Source organism: Verminephrobacter aporrectodeae subsp. tuberculatae At4 (assembly GCF_000193225.1).
GTDB classification, from domain to species: Bacteria; Pseudomonadota; Gammaproteobacteria; order Burkholderiales; family Burkholderiaceae_C; genus Acidovorax; species Acidovorax aporrectodeae.
On the sequence record NZ_AFAL01000018.1, the window covers coordinates 1 to 21,618 of the forward strand.

26 protein-coding genes are annotated in these 21,618 nt (G+C 67.0%); 9 read left to right on the forward strand and 17 right to left on the reverse strand.

Annotation, left to right across the window (positions count from 1 at the left end):
- From VTU_RS0100290 to VTU_RS0100320, 7 genes are all read right to left on the reverse strand, one after another.
- Positions 1-512: F0F1 ATP synthase subunit gamma (locus tag VTU_RS0100290; RefSeq protein WP_010099710.1), on the reverse strand; the 512-nt coding region annotated here is incomplete at its 3' end.
- Between the two features lie 24 nt (positions 513-536).
- On the reverse strand, positions 537-2,090 hold the full coding sequence (gene atpA / locus VTU_RS0100295; protein WP_010099711.1) for a F0F1 ATP synthase subunit alpha: 1,554 nt from the start codon (positions 2,088-2,090) through the stop codon (positions 537-539).
- A 44-nt stretch (positions 2,091-2,134) separates the two neighbouring features.
- Positions 2,135-2,680, reverse strand: a complete 546-nt coding sequence (locus VTU_RS0100300; protein ID WP_010099712.1) for a F0F1 ATP synthase subunit delta — start codon at positions 2,678-2,680, stop codon at positions 2,135-2,137.
- Positions 2,681-2,688: 8 nt separating this feature from the next.
- Entirely contained in the window at positions 2,689-3,159 is a 471-nt protein-coding gene (locus VTU_RS0100305; protein ID WP_010099713.1) for a F0F1 ATP synthase subunit B, read from the reverse strand.
- 35 nt (positions 3,160-3,194) lie between these two features.
- Positions 3,195-3,449 carry a F0F1 ATP synthase subunit C gene (gene atpE / locus VTU_RS0100310; RefSeq protein WP_010099715.1) on the reverse strand — a complete coding sequence of 85 codons (255 nt, stop codon included), beginning with the start codon at positions 3,447-3,449 and terminating at the stop codon, positions 3,195-3,197.
- Positions 3,450-3,508: 59 nt separating this feature from the next.
- Entirely contained in the window at positions 3,509-4,387 is an 879-nt protein-coding gene (gene atpB, locus VTU_RS0100315; protein WP_010099717.1) for a F0F1 ATP synthase subunit A, read from the reverse strand.
- A 19-nt stretch (positions 4,388-4,406) separates the two neighbouring features.
- Positions 4,407-4,871 carry an ATP synthase subunit I gene (locus tag VTU_RS0100320; RefSeq protein WP_010099721.1) on the reverse strand — a complete coding sequence of 155 codons (465 nt, stop codon included), beginning with the start codon at positions 4,869-4,871 and terminating at the stop codon, positions 4,407-4,409.
- 312 nt (positions 4,872-5,183) lie between these two features.
- Here VTU_RS0100320 and VTU_RS25075 point away from each other — a divergent pair, with 312 nt between their 5' ends.
- From VTU_RS25075 to lipA, 3 genes are read left to right on the forward strand one after another with little or no spacing between them, the layout of a single operon-like run.
- Entirely contained in the window at positions 5,184-5,432 is a 249-nt protein-coding gene (locus VTU_RS25075; RefSeq protein ID WP_050809402.1) for a YbeD family protein, read from the forward strand.
- A gap of 17 nt (positions 5,433-5,449) precedes the next feature.
- Positions 5,450-6,124 carry a lipoyl(octanoyl) transferase LipB gene (gene lipB / locus VTU_RS0100330; RefSeq protein ID WP_010099725.1) on the forward strand — a complete coding sequence of 225 codons (675 nt, stop codon included), beginning with the start codon at positions 5,450-5,452 and terminating at the stop codon, positions 6,122-6,124.
- Between the two features lie 14 nt (positions 6,125-6,138).
- Entirely contained in the window at positions 6,139-7,137 is a 999-nt protein-coding gene (gene lipA, locus VTU_RS0100335; RefSeq protein WP_010099727.1) for a lipoyl synthase, read from the forward strand.
- A gap of 153 nt (positions 7,138-7,290) precedes the next feature.
- Here lipA and VTU_RS0100345 read toward each other — a convergent pair whose 3' ends face one another.
- Entirely contained in the window at positions 7,291-8,166 is an 876-nt protein-coding gene (locus VTU_RS0100345; protein WP_010099731.1) for an amidohydrolase family protein, read from the reverse strand.
- Between the two features lie 56 nt (positions 8,167-8,222).
- Between VTU_RS0100345 and VTU_RS0100350 the strand changes: the two genes are divergently transcribed.
- Positions 8,223-8,552: an L-rhamnose mutarotase gene (locus VTU_RS0100350; RefSeq protein WP_010099732.1), complete on the forward strand. Its 330-nt coding sequence runs from the start codon at positions 8,223-8,225 to the stop codon at positions 8,550-8,552.
- Between the two features lie 31 nt (positions 8,553-8,583).
- Here the strand turns inward: VTU_RS0100350 and VTU_RS0100355 are convergent, their stop codons facing one another.
- From VTU_RS0100355 to VTU_RS0100365, 3 genes are read right to left on the reverse strand one after another with little or no spacing between them, the layout of a single operon-like run.
- A complete protein-coding gene (locus VTU_RS0100355; protein ID WP_010099733.1) occupies positions 8,584-9,375 on the reverse strand; it encodes a ZIP family metal transporter in 792 nt (263 codons plus the stop codon).
- 4 nt (positions 9,376-9,379) lie between these two features.
- Entirely contained in the window at positions 9,380-10,231 is an 852-nt protein-coding gene (locus VTU_RS0100360; protein ID WP_010099734.1) for an aspartate/glutamate racemase family protein, read from the reverse strand.
- Between the two features lie 12 nt (positions 10,232-10,243).
- The gene (locus VTU_RS0100365; RefSeq protein WP_010099736.1) at positions 10,244-11,134 is read right to left on the reverse strand and encodes an amino acid ABC transporter substrate-binding protein; all 891 of its coding nucleotides are present in this window, start codon (positions 11,132-11,134) and stop codon (positions 10,244-10,246) included.
- A 233-nt stretch (positions 11,135-11,367) separates the two neighbouring features.
- Here VTU_RS0100365 and VTU_RS25080 point away from each other — a divergent pair, with 233 nt between their 5' ends.
- Complete coding sequence (locus VTU_RS25080) at positions 11,368-11,919, forward strand: c-type cytochrome (protein ID WP_010099738.1); 552 nt, start codon at positions 11,368-11,370, stop codon at positions 11,917-11,919.
- A gap of 8 nt (positions 11,920-11,927) precedes the next feature.
- On the opposite strand, the gene VTU_RS0100375 is transcribed toward VTU_RS25080, so the two are convergent.
- Positions 11,928-12,488 (reverse strand): DUF2946 family protein, encoded by a 561-nt coding sequence (locus VTU_RS0100375; protein WP_040891526.1) that lies wholly within the window; start codon positions 12,486-12,488, stop codon positions 11,928-11,930.
- A gap of 142 nt (positions 12,489-12,630) precedes the next feature.
- Here VTU_RS0100375 and VTU_RS0100380 point away from each other — a divergent pair, with 142 nt between their 5' ends.
- Both VTU_RS0100380 and VTU_RS0100385 read left to right on the forward strand, forming a co-directional pair.
- On the forward strand, positions 12,631-14,289 hold the full coding sequence (locus VTU_RS0100380; RefSeq protein ID WP_010099740.1) for an NAD+ synthase: 1,659 nt from the start codon (positions 12,631-12,633) through the stop codon (positions 14,287-14,289).
- A gap of 51 nt (positions 14,290-14,340) precedes the next feature.
- Entirely contained in the window at positions 14,341-14,679 is a 339-nt protein-coding gene (locus tag VTU_RS0100385) for a P-II family nitrogen regulator (protein WP_010099741.1), read from the forward strand.
- A 93-nt stretch (positions 14,680-14,772) separates the two neighbouring features.
- Here the strand turns inward: VTU_RS0100385 and VTU_RS25085 are convergent, their stop codons facing one another.
- Complete coding sequence (locus VTU_RS25085; protein ID WP_438873568.1) at positions 14,773-17,028, reverse strand: glycosyltransferase; 2,256 nt, start codon at positions 17,026-17,028, stop codon at positions 14,773-14,775.
- Between the two features lie 241 nt (positions 17,029-17,269).
- On the opposite strand from VTU_RS25085, the gene VTU_RS0100395 reads away from it, so the two are divergent.
- Together VTU_RS0100395 and VTU_RS0100400 are read left to right on the forward strand one after the other, a co-directional pair.
- Positions 17,270-18,052 (forward strand): glycosyltransferase, encoded by a 783-nt coding sequence (locus tag VTU_RS0100395; protein WP_138927735.1) that lies wholly within the window; start codon positions 17,270-17,272, stop codon positions 18,050-18,052.
- The gene (locus VTU_RS0100400) at positions 18,049-19,149 is read left to right on the forward strand and encodes a glycosyltransferase family 4 protein (RefSeq protein ID WP_010099746.1); all 1,101 of its coding nucleotides are present in this window, start codon (positions 18,049-18,051) and stop codon (positions 19,147-19,149) included. Before VTU_RS0100395 ends, VTU_RS0100400 begins: the two co-directional genes overlap by 4 nt.
- Before the next feature lie 31 nt (positions 19,150-19,180).
- On the opposite strand, the gene VTU_RS0100405 is transcribed toward VTU_RS0100400, so the two are convergent.
- From VTU_RS0100405 to VTU_RS0100420, 4 genes are read right to left on the reverse strand one after another with little or no spacing between them, the layout of a single operon-like run.
- Entirely contained in the window at positions 19,181-19,774 is a 594-nt protein-coding gene (locus VTU_RS0100405; RefSeq protein WP_029553960.1) for an LOG family protein, read from the reverse strand.
- Complete coding sequence (locus tag VTU_RS0100410; protein ID WP_010099750.1) at positions 19,767-20,180, reverse strand: diacylglycerol kinase; 414 nt, start codon at positions 20,178-20,180, stop codon at positions 19,767-19,769. Before VTU_RS0100410 ends, VTU_RS0100405 begins: the two co-directional genes overlap by 8 nt.
- A gap of 4 nt (positions 20,181-20,184) precedes the next feature.
- Positions 20,185-20,703, reverse strand: coding sequence for an RDD family protein (locus VTU_RS0100415; protein WP_010099752.1), 519 nt, complete (start codon positions 20,701-20,703; stop codon positions 20,185-20,187).
- Positions 20,704-20,733: 30 nt separating this feature from the next.
- Positions 20,734-21,597 (reverse strand): DUF3106 domain-containing protein, encoded by an 864-nt coding sequence (locus tag VTU_RS0100420; protein WP_050809403.1) that lies wholly within the window; start codon positions 21,595-21,597, stop codon positions 20,734-20,736.
- Between the last annotated feature and the right edge of the window lie 21 nt (positions 21,598-21,618).

The window sequence follows — 21,618 nt, forward strand, 5'->3', positions numbered from 1 at the left end:
CCCAGGTAGAGCGCGCTGATCCGGCCTTGCGCGTAAGCGTCGAGCAGCGGCTTGACCGGGCCGATCAGCCGGTCCAGATGCGGCGTGTCGCCCAGCCCCGTGAGCTGCGCGACCACTCTTGCGCCCACCCGGTTGAGAAAACCCAGGCCCTTGTTGCCGATCGCCACGGTTTCGGTGGACAGGCCCGCGTTCTGGAATTCACGCAGCCGGGTCGTGACGGCGCGCAGCACGTTGGTGTTCATGCCGCCGCACAGGCCCTTGTCGGTGGTGATGACGATGACGCCGACGGTCTTGGCAGCGTTCAGCTTCATGAACGGATGCAGGTACTCCGGGTTGGCCTTGCCGAGGTTCGCGGCAATGTTGCGGATCTTCTCGCTGTAAGGGCGGGCGGCGCGCATCCGGTCCTGCGCCTTGCGCATTTTGGACGCGGCGACCATTTCCATGGCTTTGGTGATCTTCTTGGTGTTTTCCACCGATTTGATCTTGCCGCGTATTTCCTTGCCTGCTGCCATGAGGTCTCCCCGTGCAGTGGGTGTTCAAGCGAACGACTTCTTGAACGCGCCGATGGCGGCGCCCAAGTCGGCTTGCGCGTCCTTGTCCATGGCCTTGGTCTGCTCGAGCCTGTCGAGCAGCGCGGCGTGGCTGGTCTTGAGGAACTGGTGCAGGCCATGTTCGAAGTCGAGCACCTTCTTCACCTCGACGTCGTCCAGAAAGCCCTGGTTCACGGCGAACAGCGAGGCGGCCATGAGCGCGATCGGCAACGGGCTGTACTGCGCCTGCTTGAGCAGTTCGGTCACGCGCGCACCGCGGTCGAGCTGCCGGCGCGTGGCCGCGTCCAGGTCGGACGCGAACTGCGCGAACGCAGCCAGTTCGCGGTACTGCGCGAGGTCGGTGCGGATGCCGCCGGACAGGCCCTTCACGAGCTTCGTCTGCGCCGCACCGCCCACGCGCGAGACCGAGATGCCGGCGTTGATCGCGGGGCGGATTCCGGCGTTGAACAGGCTGGTTTCGAGGAAGATCTGGCCGTCGGTGATCGAGATCACGTTCGTCGGAACGAAGGCGGACACGTCACCGGCCTGCGTTTCGATGATGGGCAGCGCGGTCAGCGATCCGGTGCGGCCCTTGACCGCGCCCTTGGTAAAGGCTTCGACGTAGTCGGCGTTCACGCGCGCCGCGCGTTCGAGCAGGCGGCTGTGCAGATAGAACACGTCGCCGGGGTAGGCTTCGCGCCCGGGCGGGCGGCGCAGCAGCAGCGAGACCTGGCGGTAGGCCACGGCCTGTTTGGACAGGTCGTCGTAGACGATGAGCGCGTCCTCGCCGCGGTCGCGGAAATACTCGCCCATGGTGCAGCCCGAGTACGCGGACACGTACTGCATGGCGGCCGATTCGGAGGCCGACGCGGCGACCACGATGGTGTATTCCATGGCGCCGACCTGCTCGAGCGAGCGCACGACGTTCTTGATCGACGAAGCCTTCTGACCGATGGCCACGTAGATGCAGGTCACGCCCTGGCCTTTCTGCGCGATGATGGTGTCGATGGCCACTGCCGTCTTGCCCGTCTGGCGGTCGCCGATGATCAGCTCGCGCTGGCCGCGGCCAATGGGAACCATCGAGTCGATCGACTTCAGCCCGGTCTGCAGCGGCTGGTCCACCGACTTGCGCGCGATCACGCCCGGGGCGACCTTTTCGATCACGTCGCTGAGCCGGGCGTTGATCGGGCCCTTGCCGTCGATCGGCTGGCCCAGGGCATTCACCACGCGGCCGACGAGTTCGGGGCCCACGGGCACTTCCAGGATGCGGCCCGTGCATTTCACGGTGTCGCCTTCGCCGATGTGCTCGTACCCGCCCAGAATCACGGCGCCGACGGAGTCGCGTTCGAGGTTCAGCGCCAGGCCGTAGGAGGCCGTGCCGTCCTGGTCCGCGGGGAACTCGAGCATTTCGCCCTGCATCACGTCCGACAGGCCATGCACGCGCACGATGCCGTCGGACACGGACACCACCGTGCCCTGGTTGCGAATATCGCTGCTGGCTGCCAGCCCCTCGATGCGGCTCTTGATGAGTTCGGAAATTTCTGCGGGATTGAGTTGCATGGCTCTTTCCTTCTTTCTTGGGTTCGCTGCGACCGCGCCGCGCGTTAGGCGACGAGGACCGCTTTCATTTGTTCCAAACGGGCCTTGACCGAGGTGTCGAGCACCTCGTCGCCCACCACGACGCGAATTCCGCCGATCAGCGACACGTCCTGCCGAACGACGAGATGGAGCTTGCGGCCAAAGCGCTTTTCCAGCGCCGTGCCGACCCCGGACAATGCGGCGCCGTCCATGGGAAAGGCGCTGTACACCACGGCGTCCGAGAATCCACTGCGGCGGTTCACGAGGACGTGAAACTGCGCCGCCATTTCCGCGAGCGCGTCGGTGCGCCGGTTGGCGATGACCGTGCGCAGGAAATTCTTGGCCGCATCGGACAGCGCCGAACGGACGACACCGCTGAACACGGCAAACACCTGGTCTGCCGTCACCTTGGGGTCGTTGGCCAACTGGCGCAGTTGGGGGTCGGCGGCAATTGCCGCCAGTTCGTCCAGCCAGGCCGCGGTGCGGCCCGGATCGGCGCCCGCGCCCGAAGCCGTAGTGGCTTGGAACAGGGCCTCGGCGTAAGGGCGGGCAATGGTGGCGAGTTCGGCCATATCTGCCCTTACAGTTCGGTCTTCAGGCGGTCGAGCAGGTCGGCATGGACGCCGGCGTCGACCTCCTTGCGCAGAATCTGCTCGGCGCCCCTGACGGCCAGCGCCGCCACCTGCGCACGCAGGGTTTCGCGGGCCTGCACCATCTGCTGCTCGGCCTCGGCGCGGGCGGCGGCAATGATCTTGTTGCCTTCGTCGGTAGCGCGGGCCTTGGCTTCTTCGACGATGGCCTGGGCACGGCGGTCGGCGTCCGCAAGGCGCGCGGTGGTCTCGGTGCGCGCCTGCGACAGTTCCCGCTCGACGCGCTGGTTGGCCGCGCTGAGCTCGGACTTGGCACGCTCGGCCGCGGCCAAGCCATCGGCGATTTTCTGGGCGCGTTCATCGAGCGCCTTCGCGATCGGGGGCCACACGAAACGCATCGTGAACCCCACGAGAATCAGGAAGACGATGGCCTGAACGAACAGGGTCGCATTGATGCTCACGGCAACACCTTTCTGTCAGTGGCGTGGAACGGGAATCAGGTGATTTGCAGCGTGAAGGGGTTGGCGAACGCGAACAACAGGGCGATGGCCACACCGATCAGAAACGCGGCGTCGATCAGGCCGGCGAGGATGAACATCTTGGTTTGCAGTTCGTTCATCAGCTCGGGCTGGCGCGCCGACGATTCGAGGAACTTGCCGCCCATCAATGCGATGCCGATGGACGCGCCGATGGCGCCGAGACCAACGATCAGACCACAGGCCAAAGCGACATAACCGAGAACGTTTTCCATGATGACTCCTGAGTTGAGAAAGAAAAGGGAAGAAAAAAGGAACGATGAAGGGAATCCACCTAGTGCGCGTTGTGCGCCTGGCCCAGGTAGATCAGCGCCAGCATCATGAAGATGAAGGCTTGCAGCGAGATCACCAGAATATGGAACAGCGTCCAGATGGTCCCCGCGATGATATGGCCCACGGGCAGCAGCACCCCCGACAGCGACAGCGCCGCCGCGCCGCCCATGAGCGCGATCAGCATGAACACCAGCTCGCCGGCGTACATGTTGCCGAACAGGCGCATGCCGTGCGAGACGGTGTTCGCGACGTATTCGATGATCTGCATCAACAGGTTGATCAGGCCCAGGATCAGCGCGGGCAACAGGTGCTTGCTGGTGCCAAAGGGGGCCGACACCAGCTCGTGCGCCCAGCCGCCGGCGCCCTTGATCTTCACGCTGTACCAAAAGCGCAGGAGCAGCACGGCAAGCGCGAGGCCGAGGGTGGTGGACAGGTCGGCCGTTGGAACGACACGCAGGTAGGCGTGGCCCGGGTCATGGCCGGCGGCGCCGTAGACCCCGGCCCAGATCGCGGGCAGCAGGTCCACGGGGAGCATGTCCATGAAGTTCATCAGGAAGATCCAGACGAACACCGTCAAGCCCAGGGGGGCGATGAACCTGCGGCTTTCGGCGTTGTGGATGATGGCCTTGGCCTGGTGATCGACCATTTCCACCAGAATTTCCACGGCCGCCTGAAAGCGCCCCGGAACGCCGGAGCTCGCCTTGCGCGCCGCGGACCAGAGGACGAACAGCGCGAGCAAACCCAGCAGCAGGCCCACGGCCACGGAGTCGTAATTGATGACGGAAAAGTCGATGATCCCGGTCTGCTTGGTGTTTTGCAGATGCTGCAGGTGGTGCGTGATGTATTCACTCGCCGTCAGTGCGTGCGTTTCTTCGGCCATCGAACGACTCTTGGTTCTATCAAACAGTTTTTCGGACACCAGGCCGCACCCAGAGTGCTACCCAGTACGTTTTCATTGCGACCAGCATGCCCACCAGCAGAGCCACCCAATGGAGACCCGCCACCAGCCGGGGCGCCGCTGCGAGCAAGGCCACGGTGAACGCGATCTTGGCGATTTCCCCGCCAAAGAACCCTGCCCAGGCAGCGCGCGGATGGACCGACGCCTTGTGGCGCGCCATGGCGTACGCCAACAAAGCGGCCGGAGCCACCACGGCAAATGCGCCGTAGGCCGCAGACCAACCCAGCGCCGCGTTGCCCGTCAGAACCCAGGCCGCCAGCGCCACCAGCAGAGCGGCCACTGCCTGACCCGCGACGATCTGCCACACGGAGACGGGCGGATTGCGCTTGCGCCACTGCCCGGCTTCCTGGGCATTCAGGGCCTTGCATCCGGATTCTTCTTCCGTCTCAGGCGCGAATGTTTTCATCGTTGAATGGCGCCCGCGTTACCAGAGCTGCAACTTTCACAAAGCCTCGAATTATAGGTACAAAGCCCGTGGATCCGACAAAGGCCCGGCCAAGCGCTCCGCGCGCATGTCCCGTTGTGGTGATGCGCCAACGGCCCGTGGCCGGTCTGGCGCCCGCCCGGGGATGCCGCGAGGCCGCGCAGCAAGGCCGCGCACAATGGGGGGCCACCATTGAAACCGACGCGCAAACCACAGCCCCCTGCCCCATGAGCGCCCCACTTCTCCCCCGCAAACGGCCGCGACGCACAGGCTGCCGATCCACACAAGGACTCGCTGATCGAGTACCCCTGCCGGTTTCCGATCAAGGTCATGGGCACCAAGGCGGACGGCTTCGTGCATGCCGTCACCGAACTGGCCCGCCGGTTCGACCCGCGCTTCGACGCCGCCACGATGGAACTGCGCGCCAGCCGGGCCGGCAACTACCTCGGAGTGACCATCACCATCACGGCGACCAGCCGCGAGCAGCTCGACGCGTTGTACCGCGCGCTCTCCTCGCTCCCCATGGTGAAGATGGTGCTGTAAGCGCTGCAGGAAACGGCATGACGATCGCCATCCGCATGCTCGGTCGGGCGGACTACGCCGCCACCGTACACGCCATGCAGGAATACACGGCGACCCGCGGGCCCGACACCCCCGACGCGCTGTGGTTGTGCGAGCACGCAGCGCTCTATACGCAAGGGCTCGCCGGCAAGCGCGAGCACATGCTCGACCCGGGGGGCATTCCGGTGCTTGCCAGCAACCGCGGCGGGCAGATCACTTTTCATGGCCCCGGCCAGGTCGTGGCGTACCCGCTGATGGACCTGCGCCGGGCCGGCTATTTCGTCAAGGAGTACGTGCACCGCGTGGAAGAGGCCGTCATCCGCACGCTGGCGCACTTTGGCGTCACGGGCCACCGCGTGCGCGCAGCGCCGGGCGTCTACGTGCGGCTGGCCGATCCGCGCAGCCACGCCATGCTCCCCCAGGCCCCGGGCCCGGCGCCCGATTTCCATGGTCTGGGCAAGATTGCGGCCCTGGGAATCAAGGTCAGCCGGCACTGCACCTACCACGGCGTCGCGCTGAACGTCGCAATGGACCTGGAGCCCTATGCCCGCATCAACCCATGCGGTTACGCCGGATTGCAGACGGTGGACCTTTCTACAATCGGGGTCCGCACCACTTGGACTGAAGCCGCGCAGCTACTGGGCCGACAACTCGGCACCTGGCTCGCGCCCTGAACCACCGAAACGCCATGAGCCTCCCCGAAGCCGTCCGCGAAGCGCCTCCCCCCCCAGCCTACGACCCGCTGGCCAAGCAAAAGGCCGCGGCCAAGCTGGCGCGCATCCCGATCAAGGTGCAAGCGGGCGAGCGGCTGGAAAAGCCCGACTGGATCCGGGTGCGCGCCGGCAGTCCGACGACGCGCTTCTACGAGATCAAGGAAATCCTGCGCGCGCACAGGCTGCACACCGTGTGCGAGGAAGCGTCGTGCCCGAACATCGGGGAATGCTTCGGCAAGGGAACGGCCACCTTCATGATCATGGGCGACAAATGCACGCGCCGCTGCCCGTTTTGCGACGTGGGCCACGGCCGTCCCGACCCGCTCGACCAAGACGAGCCGCTGAACCTGGCCCGGACCATCGCCGCGCTCAAACTCAGCTATGTGGTCGTGACCAGCGTGGACCGCGACGACCTGCGCGACGGCGGCAGCGGCCACTTCGTGGCCTGCATCCGGAACATCCGCGCGCTCTCGCCGGAAACGCGGATCGAGATCCTGGTTCCCGACTTTCGCGGGCGCGACGACCGCGCGCTTGAAATCCTGCAAGCCGCGCCGCCCGACGTCATGAACCACAACCTCGAAACGGCGCCCCGCCTGTACCCGCAGGCGCGCCCGGGCTCCGACTACCAATTCAGCCTGAACCTGCTCAAGAAATTCAAGGCCCGGCACCCCGGGGTGCCGACCAAGAGCGGAATCATGGTCGGCCTGGGCGAAACCGACGAAGAGATACTGCAAGTAATGCGCGACATGCGCGCGCACGGAATCGACATGCTGACCATCGGCCAGTACCTGGCCCCCAGCAGCAGCCACCTGCCCGTGCGCCGCTACGTGCACCCCGACACCTTCAGGATGTTCGGGGAAGAGGCCCGCAAGATGGGCTTTGGCCACGCGGCCGTAGGCGCCATGGTGCGCAGCAGCTACCACGCAGACCAGCAGGCACACGCAGCGGGTGTGCCTGTCGGCCAGGCGAGGTAATTCAGCCGACTGACGGGCACGGCGGGTTCAGCCCTTGACACCGCCAAGAGTCAGTCCCGAAATCAGGTGTTTTTGCACCAGGAACGTCAGCAGCAGCGCGGGAATGATTATCCGCACAGCCATGGCGCACACTGTTGGGCATGATGAAACGTCCTAAGCCTGATCAGCGAGCCGGTAAATGCGGCGTGCATTGCCATGCGCGAGCGCATCGACCTGTGCGCCGCTGCATCCGGCGAGCAGCATGTCTGTGGCCGCTTTCCATGTGGCAAGGCCGCGGGTCAGATTGCATACGGGGAAATCACTTCCCCAAACCACTCTGCCCCAACCAAAGCAGTCCAGCACATGGTCAAAATACGGACGCAAATCGCGCGCCACGCTCGCCACATCCCCATCGGGCCAGCGATTTGCATCACCATACGCAATGAGACCTGAAATCTTGCATGCCATATTCGGGTTCGATGCGAGCCGTGCAATATCCTCTTTCCAGGGAGTCAACGCCTGACGCGCCACCGCGGGCACGCCGCAGTGATCCAGCACGAATTGTGATTCGGGACAGGCCCTTGCCAAGGCGTCAGCCAAGGGGAGTTGCCGCGCCAGAACGCATACATCGAAAGGATGCCCCTTGCGCGTCAAGGCCCGCACATTGCGGCGAAATATGTCGCCCGTAGACACATGATCCGGAACAACGTGCAGTACGCGCCTGAAACCATGAATCAGCGGGTTGGACAGCGTCCGCTCCAGGAAGTCGCCGATCTCATCCTGTTCGGGTCGGCAGGATGAGATCGCTCCGGCCATCATGCTGCCTGGCTGACGAGCCAAATCGCCAATCAGCTCGGTTTCCGCCTCCATCTGCTGCACCCGAACATCCACCTCCATGTGCAAAGCCTGGCAAATGCCCAGCGGCTGTGCCGTGCAAGCATATTCTTCCAGGGGAAAGGCCCGATCCAGCACGGGCAATGACCTTGTCCAGTCATAGTCCAGGCGCTGCGGATAGAGCAGATGCAAATGGGTGTCAATCCATGGGCGCATGATACTCAGCTGTCACGCGAATTGCTCACCCCGGCCCCTGAAACAGGAGACAACGCATGCAACGCCATGGATCGGTCATCGGCATCAGAGCCGAAATGCTGGAGGAATACAAGGCACTGCACGCAGCCGTGTGGCCCGCAGTGCTGGCGCAGATCCAGCGCTCCCACATCCGCAACTACACCATTTATCTCCGCGAACCGGAGAACCTGTTGTTCAGTCACTTTGAATACCACGGGAGCAATTTTGCACAGGACATGGAGCGCATGGCAGAAGACCCTGAAACGCAGCGCTGGTGGGCCGTATGCAAACCATGTCAGATTCCATTGGACACCCGGAAAAGTGGCGAGCACTGGGCCGGAATGGAGGAAGTGTTCCATTGCGACTGAGCAGGACTCCGCCAAAACCGCCGCTGTTAGTTCAGTGCGTGTGGTGCGCGGCACCGCTCACCAGCGTGGTCAGCACCATGCCGGCGATGAGCCAGGCAATCTGGATCAGCGTCTCGCGGGCCGGCAGGCGTTTCTGGAGTTGGGGAATCAGATCGGCCAGCGCCACGTACACGAAGCTGCTCGACGCCACCACGAGGAAATACGGCAGAAAATCCTGCAGCCGCTCCACCAGAAAATAGCCCGCCACTCCGCCGAGCACCGTGACTGCCCCGGCGAGCGATACCTTGACCAGCGCCACGCGCCGGCTGGGGCTGTTCTGGCGCAGCACCACCAGATCGCCCATGTGGTGCGGAATCTCGTGCGCCAGCACGGCAACGGCGGCAACCGCGCCCAGGCGGAGGTCCGCCATGAACGCCGACGCGATCAGGATGCCGTCGCCAAAGCAATGCACGCTATCGCCCATGAGCACGGCCCAACCGCCCGGGGGCAGGCCATGATCGTGCCCGCCGTGTGCGTGCGGCTCGGCATGGCCGTGCTCATGCCCGTGGTGCCACAGCTCGGCCTTGTCGAGCAGGAAGAAGAAGACCACGCCCACCAGCAGCGTGGCAAAAAGCGCATGCGCGTCCGCCTGGCTCTCGAAGGCCTCGGGCAGCAGGTGCATGAAGGCGGTGGCCAGCAGGGCCCCCGCGGCCAGGCTCAGCAGGTGCGGAGAGCCCACGCTGTCCGTGCGCCCGCCCAGGCCCAGCCGCATGAGCAGCGCAGCCAGCCACACGCTGCCAATGCCGGCGGCCAGCGTGGCCAGGATGATGGATGTCAGGGTCATGGCTTCATGGAGTTGGTTTCGAGGCGGAGACGGGCGGAACCGATGGAGGGCGCACCGCGGTCCTGGGCAGGGCCGGGGCAGCGTTGGCTGCACCGGGGCCGCAGGCATTGCAGTAGGCATGCCGCGCCAGCGCTGCGGCCAGCACCGCCGAGGGGTTGAGCAATGCCAGGCCTTCGAGCCGGGGGTGCTCCGACAGCGCCAGGGGAATCTCGGTGCAACCCATGATGAGCGTGGACACTGCGCAGCGCTGCCGCAGCGCGAGCGCGACGGCTTCGAAGCGCTCGCGCGCCAGCGCATGGTTGCCAGCTTTCACCCCGTCGTAGATGCCTTGCATGAGTTGCTCGCGCTCGTGCGCTGCGGGAACGAAGCAGTCGATTCCGCAGCACTCCAGTGCGCGCTGATAGAGCCCTGCATCGTAGGTCCCCTGGGTGGCGAGCAGGCCCACGCCGCGCACCTTGCGCGCCGCGAGTTCGGCCACGACCTCCTGCACGCCATGCAGGACCAGCAGTTGCGGAAAGCGCTGTTGCAGCAAGCCATGCCAGGCATGGGCGGTGTTGCAGGCGATGGCCAGCACACGCACGCCCAGGGCCACCAGCCGCCCGGTGACCTGGAGCATGGGTTCCGCCGGCTGGTGCGCGCCCGGGCGGCTGTCGCGCAGCGCCGCCGTGCGGTCAGGAATCGGGACCTGCGCCAGCCAGTGCTCGGGGTACGCCTGGTCGTGCACGGGAATTCCGAGCAGGCCCATGCGCTCGGTGCACGCCTGCACGAACAGGCGCACGAAGTCGGCCCCGGCTGCGGGCCCCATGCCGCCCAAAATTCCCACGGCCTGTGTGCCGTGCTGCTCACGCGCGGACATGCGTCCTCCGGCTCACAGGGCCGGCTTGTCGCTTTGGGCGACGAGGTTCTCACGCAGTTCCCGGCCCATGGGCAGGTTCAGATTCTGGTTGCGCGGCGGCACGGGCGACATGAACCACTTGGCGTAGAGCTTTTCGAATTCGCCTGACGCCATCATTGCGCCGATCACGCCGTTGACCAGCGACTGGAACTGCGCGTCGTCCTTGCGCAGCATGCAGGCGTAGGGCTCGACCTGCAGCGCGTCCCCGACCACGACCCAGTCCGCCGGGTTGCGGGCATTTCCGATCAGGCCGAAGAGCAAAATGTCGTCCATGGCGAAGGCCTCTGCACGGCCGCTGTCGACCAGCAGCATGGCGTCGTCATGGTCCTTGCCGAGAACGATCTCCATGTCCAGGTTGTTGTCGCGGTTGTATTTGCGGATCACCTGCGCATTCGTGGTTCCCGAGGTGCTGGCCACCTTCTTCCTGGCCAAGTCCGCGTAGTTTCTGATGCCCGAGGTCTTTTTCGTCAGCAGGCGCGTCCCGGTGTAGAAGTGGTTGATGGCGAACTGCACGTCCTTGCCGCGCGCGCTGTTGTTGGTGGTCGATCCGCATTCCAGGTCGATGGTCCCGTTTTGCAGCAGCGGAATGCGGTTCTGCGACGTCACGGCCTGCAGATCGACCTTGATAGCGGGGTTGTTCAGATGCCGCTTCACGGCGTCGGCGACGGCGTTCGCAATGTCCACCGCAAACCCCACCGGCTTCTCCGGCCCGACCAGGTAGCTGAACGGCACCGACGCCTCCCGGTAGGCCAGCGTGATCTTGCCCGTCTCGGCAATCTTCCGGAGGGTGTCGGCGCTGGCCAGGGGGCTGATCAGCAAGCCGGTGGCGAGGAGAGCGGCGGATGCAGCGGCGCGGAACTTCATGGGGATCCCTTTGCAAAAAGCGGCTTGCAGGCTTGGAGGAATGCAGGTCGGGCACTGTGTGAGAACGCGCGGCCCCGTTGAGCAATTCACTTGCACGGGGGGACCTTGACCATGAATTATGTCCGCCGGCTACGGCAAGCCATTTGACCACAGAGCCCGGGCGCACCGGCCCCGCAGATATAATTTTCGGCTGCCCGATCACAGCACAGCCCCCCGACACCTCCGAGGACGCCATGAGCGACATCCCCTACGAAGAAGAAGACCATACCGGTCCGATCAAGACCCCCAAGCAGTTGCTGGTCGCGGTGCTTTTCTCGTTTGTGATTCCGATCTTTTCCATCATCGGCTTGGTCCTGTACGTCGCGTCGGCAGACAAGCCCGCTGCGGGCGTCGTGAATCCCGAGAAGGCGATCGCAGAGCGCCTCCAGAAGGTCGGCATGGTGGAAGTGCGCGACGCCGATCGCCCGCTCCAGGGGGGCGCCGACGTGTTCAAGACCCAATGCTCCGCCTGCCACGCCACGGGGGTCGCGGGGGCGCCCAAGTTCGGCGACACGGCGGCCTGGTCCGCTCGCATAGGAGTCGGGTTTGAAGCGCTGGTGCAGTCTTCCCTGAAGGGCAAGGGGGCGATGGCCCCGCAAGGCGGCGGTGATTTCAGTGACACCGAAATTGCCCGCGCCGTGGCGTACATGGCGAATGCGGGCGGCGCCAAGTTTGCCGAACCTGCAGCGCCAGCGCCTGCCGACGCCGCGTCGGCGGCTGCACCAGAGGCTTCCGCCGCCAAGTAATCCAGCGCTCATGTCCGCGGCCGGGCGGGCGCCTTGGCGCCGGCGTTGGCCGCGGCGCGCGGGCTCAGGACGTAGCCATGGCGCGCGGGCAGATCCTCGGCGCGCACGTCGCGGGGAGTCCAATGCCCGGCGTCCACGGCGTCCGCAGCAAGCGCCACGTCCAGCGTGTGCACCAGGCCGACGCCGATGTCTGAGTCCAGATAGACGCGGCCCTGCGCGTCCACCAGACAATCGTGCACCACGGCCCTGCGGCCGGTATGGCTCACGGCGGAAAAGCCATCCGCCTGCAAGCGCCAGATCCAGGGCGTGATCTCGAGCTCCACGTAGACGCGCTGGGGCCCGTTCTGGAAAAACCATTGCCCCTGCGCGTCGGGTTCGTAATTGCGCGCAATGAATCCGATGAGCCCTTCATGCTGCAGCAGCGCGCCCTTGCTGTGCGGAAAAGCGCCGGCCGCCTGCGTTGCGTCGTCGCGCATGTACCAGCGGCCGCGTGCGTCCAGCCCGAGCCAACCGCAGCAGTCGGGCACATTCGGCCATTTGCCCAGGGCCTGTTTGACGATGTCATCCATGCGCCGATTGTGCTTGCAGGCTTGCGGCCTGTTCCAGGCAGTCTGCCCGCACGGTCCGCGCCCCGAGCGCCCAGGCCCGCGGGCGATAATGGCGCCTGCGGTCAGCGCGCGCCCCGTGTCGCGGGCCTGCATTTCCAGTTCCATGACCCTCTCCATTTGCACCGCGCAGCTCAACTTCGTCGTGGGCGACATGCCCGCAAACGCGCAAAAGATCGTTGCGGCGGCGCGCCAAGCGCATGCCCAGGGAGCCCGCTTGCTGCTCACGCCCGAACTGGCCATCTGCGGCTACGCCGCCGAAGACCTGTTCCTGCGTCCCGCGTTCATTGCGGCCTGCGACGCTGCCGTGCGCACCGTGGCCCGCGAGACGGCGGGGCTGGAGGGCCTGGTGATCGTGCTCGGGCATCCGCAGGCGGCCGCGCCCGGTGCGGCGGCTTTCAGCACCTGCTTGAACGCCGCCAGCGTGCTGCGCGCCGGGCGCATCGAGCAGACCTACGCCAAGCGCGAACTGCCCAACTACCAGGTGTTCGACGAGCGCCGCTATTTCACGGCCGGCACCAAGCCCTGCGTGTTCGACGTGCAAGGCCTGCGTGTGGGCGTGCTGATCTGCGAAGACGCCTGGTTCTCCGCGTCGGCGCGCGAGACGGCGGCTGCGGGCGCCGAGTTGCTCGCGGTCATCAATGCATCGCCCTTTCACCTGGGGAAAAGCGCCGAGCGCGAGCAGACCATGCGCGAGCGCGTCGCCGAGACCGGGCTGCCGCTGGTCTATGCCCACCTGGTCGGCGGGCAGGACGAGGTGGTTTTCGAGGGCCGCTCGTTTGCGCTCGGCGCCGATGGCGCGGTGGCCGGGCGGGCACCGGGTTTCCAGGAACAGCTGGTGTCCATGCAAGCCCGCAGAACACCGGAGGCTCTCCGGATCGAAGCGGATATCGCCCCCGAGCGCAGCCTGGATGCGGACCTGTGGGACGCGCTGGTGCTGGGCGTGCGCGACTATGTGGGCAAGAACGGTTTTCCGGGCGTGCTCGTCGGGCTGTCGGGCGGAATCGACTCCGCGCTGGTGCTGGCGCTTGCCGTGGACGCGCTGGGCGCCGGCAAGGTGCGAACGCTGATGATGCCCTCGCCCTACACCGCCGACATCAGCTGGATCGACGCGCGCGACATGGCCTGCCGGCTGGGCGTGCGCCACGAGGAGATCTCGATCAAGGCGCCATTCGAGGCGTTCAAGGCCGCACTGGCCACGGAATTTGCCGGCCTGCCCGAGGACACGACCGAAGAGAACCTGCAGGCACGCATCCGGGGCACGCTGCTGATGGCGCTGTCCAACAAGTTCGGCTCCATTGTGCTGACCACGGGAAACAAGAGCGAGATGTCCACGGGCTACTGCACGCTCTACGGCGACATGGCGGGCGGCTTTGCCGTGATCAAGGACGTGAGCAAGACGCGCGTGTTCGAACTGGCCCGTTGGCGCAACGCGCATGACCCCTACGGCACCGGCGCCAGCCCGATTCCCGAGCGCATCATCACCCGCCCCCCGAGCGCCGAACTGCGCCCCGACCAGAGGGACCAGGACAGCCTGCCGCCGTATGCGGTGCTCGACGCCATCGTGTCGCGCTACATGGAAAACGACGAACCCATCGAATCCATCATCGCCAGCGGCCTGGACCGCGCCGACGTGGAGCGCGTGACGCGCCTCATCAAACTCAATGAATACAAGCGCCGCCAGGCCCCACCAGGGATTCGCGTCACGCGCCGCAGCTTCGGCAAGGACTGGCGCTACCCCATCACGAGCCAGTTCAGGGCCTGACGTTCAGCGCTTCGGCTTCCCGCCCCCTTCACCCCTTCCAGGAAACCCGCCATGAGAATGATCACCGCCGTCATCAAGCCATTCAAGCTCGAAGAAGTCCGCGCAGCCCTGGCCGAATGCGGCGTGACCGGTCTTACCGTGACCGAGGTCAAGGGCTTTGGCCGCCAGAAGGGCCACACCGAGCTGTACCGCGGCGCCGAGTACGTGGTGGACTTTCTGCCCAAGCTGAAGATCGAGGTCGCCGTGAGGGCCGAGGACGTGGAGCGTTGCGTGGACGCCATCGTGCATGTGGCGCGCACGGGCAGGATCGGCGACGGCAAGATTTTCGTGACCCCGGTGGAGCGGGTGCTGCGGATCCGTACCGGTGATCTGGACGAGGCGGCGATCTGAAGTCAACGGCCTGCGGTGAACAGGGGCTGCCGTTTCAGCACCGGACGCAGCGCCTGTCCCTTGGCCGGTACGAGGCCACGGGAGCGCGCGCCATCAGGCCCTGAGCCAGTTTTTCACCCGCGTTTGCCAGTGCTGCGGAATCCGCTGTGCCAAGCCGCGCAGCAGCGGGTGCGAGCGCAGGCGCAGCAGCCCCACGAGCAGCAGCGAGCGCAGCGCGCCGGACCGGGGCCGGTGCGATTGCAGAAAGTCTTGCAGCAGCGGACCGGGCGGCGTCACGTCGGGCAGACCTTGCAGGTAATCGTGGCGGTAATGCCAGTCCGCGGCGGGCGGCGGCGCTGCCTGCACGATGGGCACAGGGGCCTGTGCGCAGACGAAGTGGCGCACGCGCAGATCCAGGAAGCACTCCAGCCACTGCGTGGCGGACCTGTCCCAGGGCAGCACCCAGCTCCAGGGCCGGCCGGCGAGCCGTTCGGCGAACGCGCCCAGGTCGGGGGCGACCACGGGCAGGCCGGCGCGTAGCGCGGCGCTCAGCGTGTAGCTATAGGTTTCGGGCCAGAGGGCGGGGAACCACACCAAGTCGGGCCGCAGCCGTTGCAGCAGGTCGGGCAGGTCCTTGTCTTCGTAGGCGCCGTGTACGGTCAGGCACGCGTGCGGCCGGGTTTGCAGGTGGCGATAGCCGTAGCCGAGCAGATGGAACTCGATGGGCGCCTGGCGCTTGGCGGCTTGCTGCGCCACGGCTTCGAGCAGGTCTGCGCCCTTGATTGCGCTCAGGGAGCCGAGGACGGCGATCTTCAGCGGCGCATCGGCCGGGCGGGGAGGAGGCGCAATGACGGTGCTGTTCACCACCGGGTCCGTGACGTCGGTGTGCGGCACCACGCGCAGGCGGGCGCCCGGTGCGAACGCGGCCATGCGCCGGGCGGCGTCATGGCTGGGGACCAGCAGGTAGCGCGCGGCGACCAGGAAACGCCGGTTGCGCTGGCGCCAGTCGGCCACGCTGCCGGGGCCGCCGGGGGCCGGGGCATGCGGGGAGCAGCACGCGCATTCGCCGGGGGAGGGGCCGTCTGCATAGCGGTTCCCGTCGCCGGTCAACGAGATGCGCGTGCAGTAGCTGTAGAAGTCATGCGCCGTGAAGTCGTAGGCCAGTCCCAAGGCCTGGGGCAGGTCGGCAATCAACGGGTCGTGGCCCAGCAGGTGGTGGTAGTGGATATGGCGCACACCGAGTTGGCGCAGCACCTGCACCAGGCTCTGGTACTGGTCGGCGAGCCGGAAGACGAGTTCAAAGCCTTCGTCGGCACTCGCCAGTTGCAGGCACACGCGGCGCCCGGGCGCAGGGGCCAGGGTCAGGAACAGCGCCTGCGCGCTCAGGTGCTGCGCCAGTTCGCGCACGTGGCGCAGCGTGCCTCCGGCGCGATCGTGCAGCACGGCCAACACCACCGGCAGTTTCGACCGGGTGATGCGGGCAACGTCCAGCGCCAGGCGGTAGAGCCGGGCCGGATCGGCCTGCACAAAGGCCATGACGGCGCTTTCATAGTGCGGGTGCAAACGGCGCAGGACGTGCATCGCGGCCTGCTCGCGCGCGTTCTTGCTCTCGCCGAAGCTGACGCCGCCGGTGTGCAGCACAAAGGTGTCGAGCAGGTGCAGGTTGCGCCAGCCGGCCTTCGCTGCCCGCTGGCAGAAGTCATTTTCCTCGCCATAGCCCTTGCCGAAGTTGTCGCTGTCGAACAGGCCCAGCTGGCGCAGGCAGTCGCGGCGGATATACATGCAAAAGCCGACCCCGGTGGGCACGTCGACCACGGCGCCGGGGTTGGTCTGCGCGCACAGCGCGTCGAGCGTGGCGCTGTCGTAGCCGGCGGGCAGTTCGTTGGCTGCGCAAAAGCGCGGGTAGCTGCAGATGGTGGCGTTGTTCGACAGCGGCGTGACCGAGGCGATCCGGCGGTCGCCATAGGCGGCGCGGCGCAGGCGGTCGAGCCAGTCCGCGTTGACCTCGGTGTCGTTGTTGAGCAGCAGCACGTCGTGGCTGTCCGACAGGGCCATGCCGCGGTTCACGCTGGCCACAAAGCCCAGGTTCTCAGGGTTTTCCAGCAGCGTGATGCGGCTGTCCTGCGCGGCCCGGGCGCGCAGCCAGGCAGCGAGCTCGGGCTCGGGGCTCGCGTCGTTGATGACGATCAGGCGGTACGCGCTCTGGCAGCGGCTGGAGAGCACCGAATCGACGCAGCGGCGGGTGTCCGCGAGCCCCCGGTACACCGGAACGATGATGTCCACCGGGTGCCCGGACACGGCAATGGGCGCAGGCACTGCCTGGGCGCTGCGCTGGCGTGGTGCCCGGGCCAGCAACCGGTCGATGCGCATCTTGGCATGGACCAGGGGACGGGTGGCGCGGAACACGGCGGAGTTCTCCATGGTCTTCAGAGGTTGCTGCAAACGCGGGGTTTCACATTGCCAGTTGGCTCATTGCTGCACGCGCTGCCTGCTTGCAAGGAACTGGCCCGGAGCGCCGTTGATGCAAGTCAGCCAGGGAATGCGGCATGCCGAAATTATGCGGGCGGGGGCAGCGCATGACGCGCTGAAGACAGGGACAATCGCGGCCCTGATGACTTCTCTTTCTCTCTGCGGTTTGGCCGTCTCGGTGGTCAGCCATGGCCATGGCGCGCTGGTGCAGCGTCTGCTGGACGACTTGGCACAGCTGAGCAGCGCCACGGTGCGGCGCGTCGTGCTCACGCTGAACCGGCCCGAGGCCCCGCCCTTGCCGCCCGCCGGTGGCTGGCCCTTTGCGTTGCAGCTGCGCTGCAATACCCGGCCGCTGGGCTTTGGCACCAACCACAACCGGGCCCTGGCGGGCGCGGCCGAGCCCTTTGTCTGTGTGCTGAACCCGGATATCGCGCTCACCGCTGGCGACCCTTTCGCCGCGCTGGTGCAGGCTGCCGGGGCGCCGGGAATTGGCTGCGCCTACCCGGTGCAAGTCGATGCCCGGGGCCGCGCGCAAGACAGCGAGCGCGCGTTGCCCACGCCCCGGGCCCTGTGCCGCCGCCACATGGGCGGGCGCAAGGAAACCACGGTGGATTGGGTCAACGCCGCCTGCCTGGTGCTGCCGCAGCCGGTGTGGCAGTCGCTCGGCGGGTTTGACGAGGCTTTCTTCATGTACTGCGAAGACGTCGACCTGTGCCTGCGTCTGCGCCTGGCCGGCTTCAGTCTGGCGCGCGCGCCGGCGCAGCTGATGCATGCAGGCCAGCGGGCCAGCGCGCGGCGGCTGAACCATCTGCGCTGGCATCTGCAAAGCCTCTGGCGGCTGTGGCAATCGCCCGTGTACCAGCAGGCACAGCAGTTACCCGCAGCGCAGCGCAGCGCCATCGGCGGTAGTATCGACGCTCCATGATTTGGTTGTCTGTGGTGGGTTTCTTGGTTGCGGCGCTGGCGGCAGCGCTTATCGTGCGCTGGGGTCGCGAGCATGCGATGGCCTATGGCAATGCCATGCCGCAGCGCTTTCACTTGGGCGATATTCCCCGCCTCGGCGGGGCCGCGCTGCTGGCCGGTATGGCCGTGGGTTGGGGGCTGGGGGTCTGGCAGTCCTGCCAGGGTGACCCGGGGTCGCTGCGCCTGGGCCCCTGGGTAGGCAACTGGCTGCTGGTCTTGCTGCCCGCTGCGCTGGGCGGCATTGCCGAGGACATGACGCAGCGCCTGCCGGTGCGCTATCGGCTGGCGCTGACCGGCGCGTCCGGCGCGCTGGCGGTGCTGCTGCTCGACCTCGCCCTGCCCCGCCTGGGTTGGCCCTGGCTCGACACCATGCTGCGCGCAGCCCCCTGGCTCGGCGCTGCCATCGCGATGCTGGCGGTCACCGGCCTGCCGCATGCGTTCAACATCATCGACGGCTACAACGGCCTGGCGGGCATGGTCGCGCTGATCCTCTGTCTGGCCCTGGCCCACGTGGCGTTGCAGGTCGGCGACCGCGCGCTGGCCGCGCTGCTCGTGTCCACCGCCGCAGCCACCGCGGGTTTTCTGATCTGGAACTACCCGCGCGGCATGCTGTTTGCCGGCGACGGCGGGGCCTACGTCTGGGGCGTGGTGATTGCGCTGGCCAGCATTTCGCTGGTGCAGCGCAATCCCGCCGTATCGCCATGGTTCCCGATGCTGCTGTTGATCTATCCGGTCTGGGAGACGGTTTTCTCGATCTATCGCAAGGCCGTGCGCGGCGTCTCGCCCGGCGTGGCCGACGCGCTGCATTTTCACCAGCTCATCTACCGGCGCATCGTGCGCGGCGTGTTTCACGACGACGAATCACGCCGGGTGCTGATGCGCAACAACCGCACCTCGCCTTATCTGTGGGGCTTTACGCTGCTCACCGTCGTGCCCGCCATCCTGTTTTGGAACAACACCCCCCGGCTGATGGGGTTTTGTGGCCTGTTCGTGGTCAGCTATGTGCTCGCCTACCTGGCCATCGTGCGGTTCAAGGTGCCGCAGTGGTTGCGCCGCTGAGCCCTACGGAGCGCGGAGTCCGGCACCGGCGTCAAATCACGCTGCGCAGCGCCACCGGGGCCTGGCCGGGGCCGGCCGACTGCACCAGGCTGCGCAGCAGGGCCTCGGCGTCGGTCGCTGCGTGCAGCAAATCCATCTGCCACTCGCTCATGAAGCCGCTGGCCACGCTGGTGCGCAGAAAGCCCATCAGGCCGTCGTAGTAGCCCGCCACGTTGAGCAGGCCCAGCGGTTTGTCGTGGTAGGCGAGTTGGCGCCAGGTCCAGACCTCGAACAGTTCCTCGAAGGTGCCGATGCCGCCGGGCAGGGCGACGAAGGCGTCGCTGCGCTCGGCCATCATGGCCTTGCGCTCGTGCATGGTCTGCACGATGTGCAATTCGTCGCAGCGGCGGTTGGCGAGTTCCTTGTCCACCAGCGTTTGCGGGATCACGCCCACGACGCGGCCTCCCGCCAGGCGTGCGGCCTCGGCGACCACGCCCATGAGGCCGCTGCTGCCCCCGCCGTACACCAGTTGGCCGCCATGGGCCCCGATCCAGCGGCCCACCGCTTGCGCGGCCTGGGCAAAGGCCGGGTCTGCGCCGGGGCGCGAGCCGCAGTACACACAGAGGGAGAAAGCCGGATCAGCCATGGAAAAACCTCTGGAAAACCGCCGCCCCCCAGATGCTCGTGCACAGGAGCAGCGCCAGCAGCACCGCCGCGCTGCCCATGTCCTTGGCGCGCTTGGACAGGTCGTGCCATTCGGGTCCGATGCGATCGATGGCGGTCTCGATTCCCGTGTTGAGCAGTTCCACGATCATCACGATCACGACCGAACCCGCGAGCAGCGCCGCTTCGACCCAGTTGCGTCCGACCCAGATCGACAAGGGCAGCAGGACCACCGCGGCAATGGCCTCCTGGCGAAAGGCTTTCTCGCCCCAGCCGGCGCGCAGTCCCTCCAGGGAATAACCCGCAGCGTGCCAGATGCGGTTCAGGCCCGAGCGGGCCTTTTGCGGGTTGACCGGGACTGTCGGGGAAGGCGGGGGAGATGCGGACATGCGGCTATTTTTTCGGAATTTCGCAGCGCACCAGCCGGGTGCCGGCGAGCGCGTCGTGCCAGAACTGCCGCTGCGGGTGGAAGCGGCTCAGCACGGCCCACAGCGCCACCCAGCCGAGCACGGCGACTGCGGCCTCTTCCCCCGAGAGCGAGAACGGGGCCGCAACCGCCAGCGGCGGCAGAAACCAGAGCCAGCTGAGCACATAGCGCAGCAGGGCGCGGACCTGAGTGGGGGGGTTGCCGGCCCGGTCGAGCACGCGGATGCGCCAAGTCTTTTGCGCGAGGGTCTGGCCCCGGGCCCAGAACCAGGTGAAATAAATGCCGAACACGACGAACAGGAAAGCCTGCAATGCATGGCGGTTGTCCAGGGCGTTGCGCGTCTGGCTCAGGGCGCCGAACAGGTAGCCCGCAATGAAGACCACCCCGCACAGCAGCAGTCCCTCGTACAACCAGCAGGCCATGCGGCGCCAGAGGCCGGGGGCGGAATCGGCGCGCGGCGTGCGGGCGCAAGGGGAAGCGGGCATGGGGGCGGGACGGGGCAGCAGCTTGCAGAGTTACTGAGGATGCAGGGCCGCGTTGTCGGGGAGGGCGGCAGCGGGGGAGCCTTCACCGGCGCCAGCCCCGGCACCCAGTGGCGGCAGGGCGGTCGGAACGGCCACGGACGCGGCCACGGGTGCGGCCTCCACGCCGGTGAACGCGGCCGGCGGGCTTTGCGGGGCGTTGCCCGCTGGCGGCGGGGGCGCCGCCAGAGCCGCCGGAACGACCGGAGCCGCCGCACGGGGGGACTGGGCGACGACCGGCGCGATCTTGGGCGCGTTCGGCCGGCCGGGGTTGGCCTGCGTCGCAGCCGGCACCTGGGCCAGCTTCTTGGGCGACACGGGGTGCAGGGCCGTCGCAGCGCCCACGGGCCTGGGCGCCGCCCGCGCTGCGAGTGCGCGCCGTTCTTCATCGGACAGGGCCTGGTAGGCCTCCCACTGCGCGCGTTTGTCGTCGCGCGCCAGGCGGGTGGTGACGGCGTAATTCAGCCGGGCCTGGTTGCGCTGCTGCGCGCTCAGGTTGGCCCAGTCCGTGATGCGCTCGCGAAACTTCTCCCGCTCCTGCTCCGACAGGGCCGGGTAGCTCGCCGCGAGCGTCAACCAGCGGCGTTTCTGGGCCTCGCTGATGCGTGCCCAACGCTCGGCGAGCGGGTCCAGCGCCAGCTTCTGCTGCGTGCTCAGGGTTTCCCAGCCCGGGCCCGCTTCGGTCTGCGGCTGGGCGTCCGCAGCCGGCACCGCCGGAGCCGGGACGCCATGGCGATCCGGATTCGCCGCTGCGGCTTCGGCCCGCGTCTGCAAGAGGGTGCTCGGCGCCATGCGCATCCGTACCCACACGGGTCCGGCCACGGCGGCAAGCACGCCCAGGAGCGCCAAAGCCAGCACGAAGGCTGGCTGGATGCGGGG

Excerpts from the sequence above, each read along its gene's own strand:
- lipA (WP_010099727.1), top strand. The coding sequence starts at position 6,139 with ATGAGCCTCCCCGAAGCCGTCCGCGAAGCGCCTCCCCCCCCAGCCTAC.
- VTU_RS0100365 (WP_010099736.1), bottom strand. The coding sequence starts at position 11,134 with ATGAAGTTCCGCGCCGCTGCATCCGCCGCTCTCCTCGCCACCGGCTTG.
- VTU_RS0100350 (WP_010099732.1), top strand. The coding sequence starts at position 8,223 with ATGCAACGCCATGGATCGGTCATCGGCATCAGAGCCGAAATGCTGGAG.
- atpB (WP_010099717.1), bottom strand. The coding sequence starts at position 4,387 with ATGGCCGAAGAAACGCACGCACTGACGGCGAGTGAATACATCACGCAC.
- VTU_RS0100320 (WP_010099721.1), bottom strand. The coding sequence starts at position 4,871 with ATGAAAACATTCGCGCCTGAGACGGAAGAAGAATCCGGATGCAAGGCC.
- VTU_RS0100380 (WP_010099740.1), top strand. The coding sequence starts at position 12,631 with ATGACCCTCTCCATTTGCACCGCGCAGCTCAACTTCGTCGTGGGCGAC.
- VTU_RS0100300 (WP_010099712.1), bottom strand. The coding sequence starts at position 2,680 with ATGGCCGAACTCGCCACCATTGCCCGCCCTTACGCCGAGGCCCTGTTC.
- lipB (WP_010099725.1), top strand. The coding sequence starts at position 5,450 with ATGACGATCGCCATCCGCATGCTCGGTCGGGCGGACTACGCCGCCACC.
- VTU_RS25080 (WP_010099738.1), top strand. The coding sequence starts at position 11,368 with ATGAGCGACATCCCCTACGAAGAAGAAGACCATACCGGTCCGATCAAG.
- VTU_RS0100415 (WP_010099752.1), bottom strand. The coding sequence starts at position 20,703 with ATGCCCGCTTCCCCTTGCGCCCGCACGCCGCGCGCCGATTCCGCCCCC.
- VTU_RS0100360 (WP_010099734.1), bottom strand. The coding sequence starts at position 10,231 with ATGTCCGCGCGTGAGCAGCACGGCACACAGGCCGTGGGAATTTTGGGC.
- VTU_RS0100355 (WP_010099733.1), bottom strand. The coding sequence starts at position 9,375 with ATGACCCTGACATCCATCATCCTGGCCACGCTGGCCGCCGGCATTGGC.
- atpE (WP_010099715.1), bottom strand. The coding sequence starts at position 3,449 with ATGGAAAACGTTCTCGGTTATGTCGCTTTGGCCTGTGGTCTGATCGTT.
- VTU_RS0100405 (WP_029553960.1), bottom strand. The coding sequence starts at position 19,774 with ATGGCTGATCCGGCTTTCTCCCTCTGTGTGTACTGCGGCTCGCGCCCC.
- VTU_RS0100375 (WP_040891526.1), bottom strand. The coding sequence starts at position 12,488 with ATGGATGACATCGTCAAACAGGCCCTGGGCAAATGGCCGAATGTGCCC.
- atpA (WP_010099711.1), bottom strand. The coding sequence starts at position 2,090 with ATGCAACTCAATCCCGCAGAAATTTCCGAACTCATCAAGAGCCGCATC.
- VTU_RS25085 (WP_438873568.1), bottom strand. The coding sequence starts at position 17,028 with ATGCGCATCGACCGGTTGCTGGCCCGGGCACCACGCCAGCGCAGCGCC.
- VTU_RS0100400 (WP_010099746.1), top strand. The coding sequence starts at position 18,049 with ATGATTTGGTTGTCTGTGGTGGGTTTCTTGGTTGCGGCGCTGGCGGCA.
- VTU_RS0100410 (WP_010099750.1), bottom strand. The coding sequence starts at position 20,180 with ATGTCCGCATCTCCCCCGCCTTCCCCGACAGTCCCGGTCAACCCGCAA.
- VTU_RS0100395 (WP_138927735.1), top strand. The coding sequence starts at position 17,270 with ATGACTTCTCTTTCTCTCTGCGGTTTGGCCGTCTCGGTGGTCAGCCAT.
- VTU_RS0100345 (WP_010099731.1), bottom strand. The coding sequence starts at position 8,166 with ATGCGCCCATGGATTGACACCCATTTGCATCTGCTCTATCCGCAGCGC.
- VTU_RS0100385 (WP_010099741.1), top strand. The coding sequence starts at position 14,341 with ATGAGAATGATCACCGCCGTCATCAAGCCATTCAAGCTCGAAGAAGTC.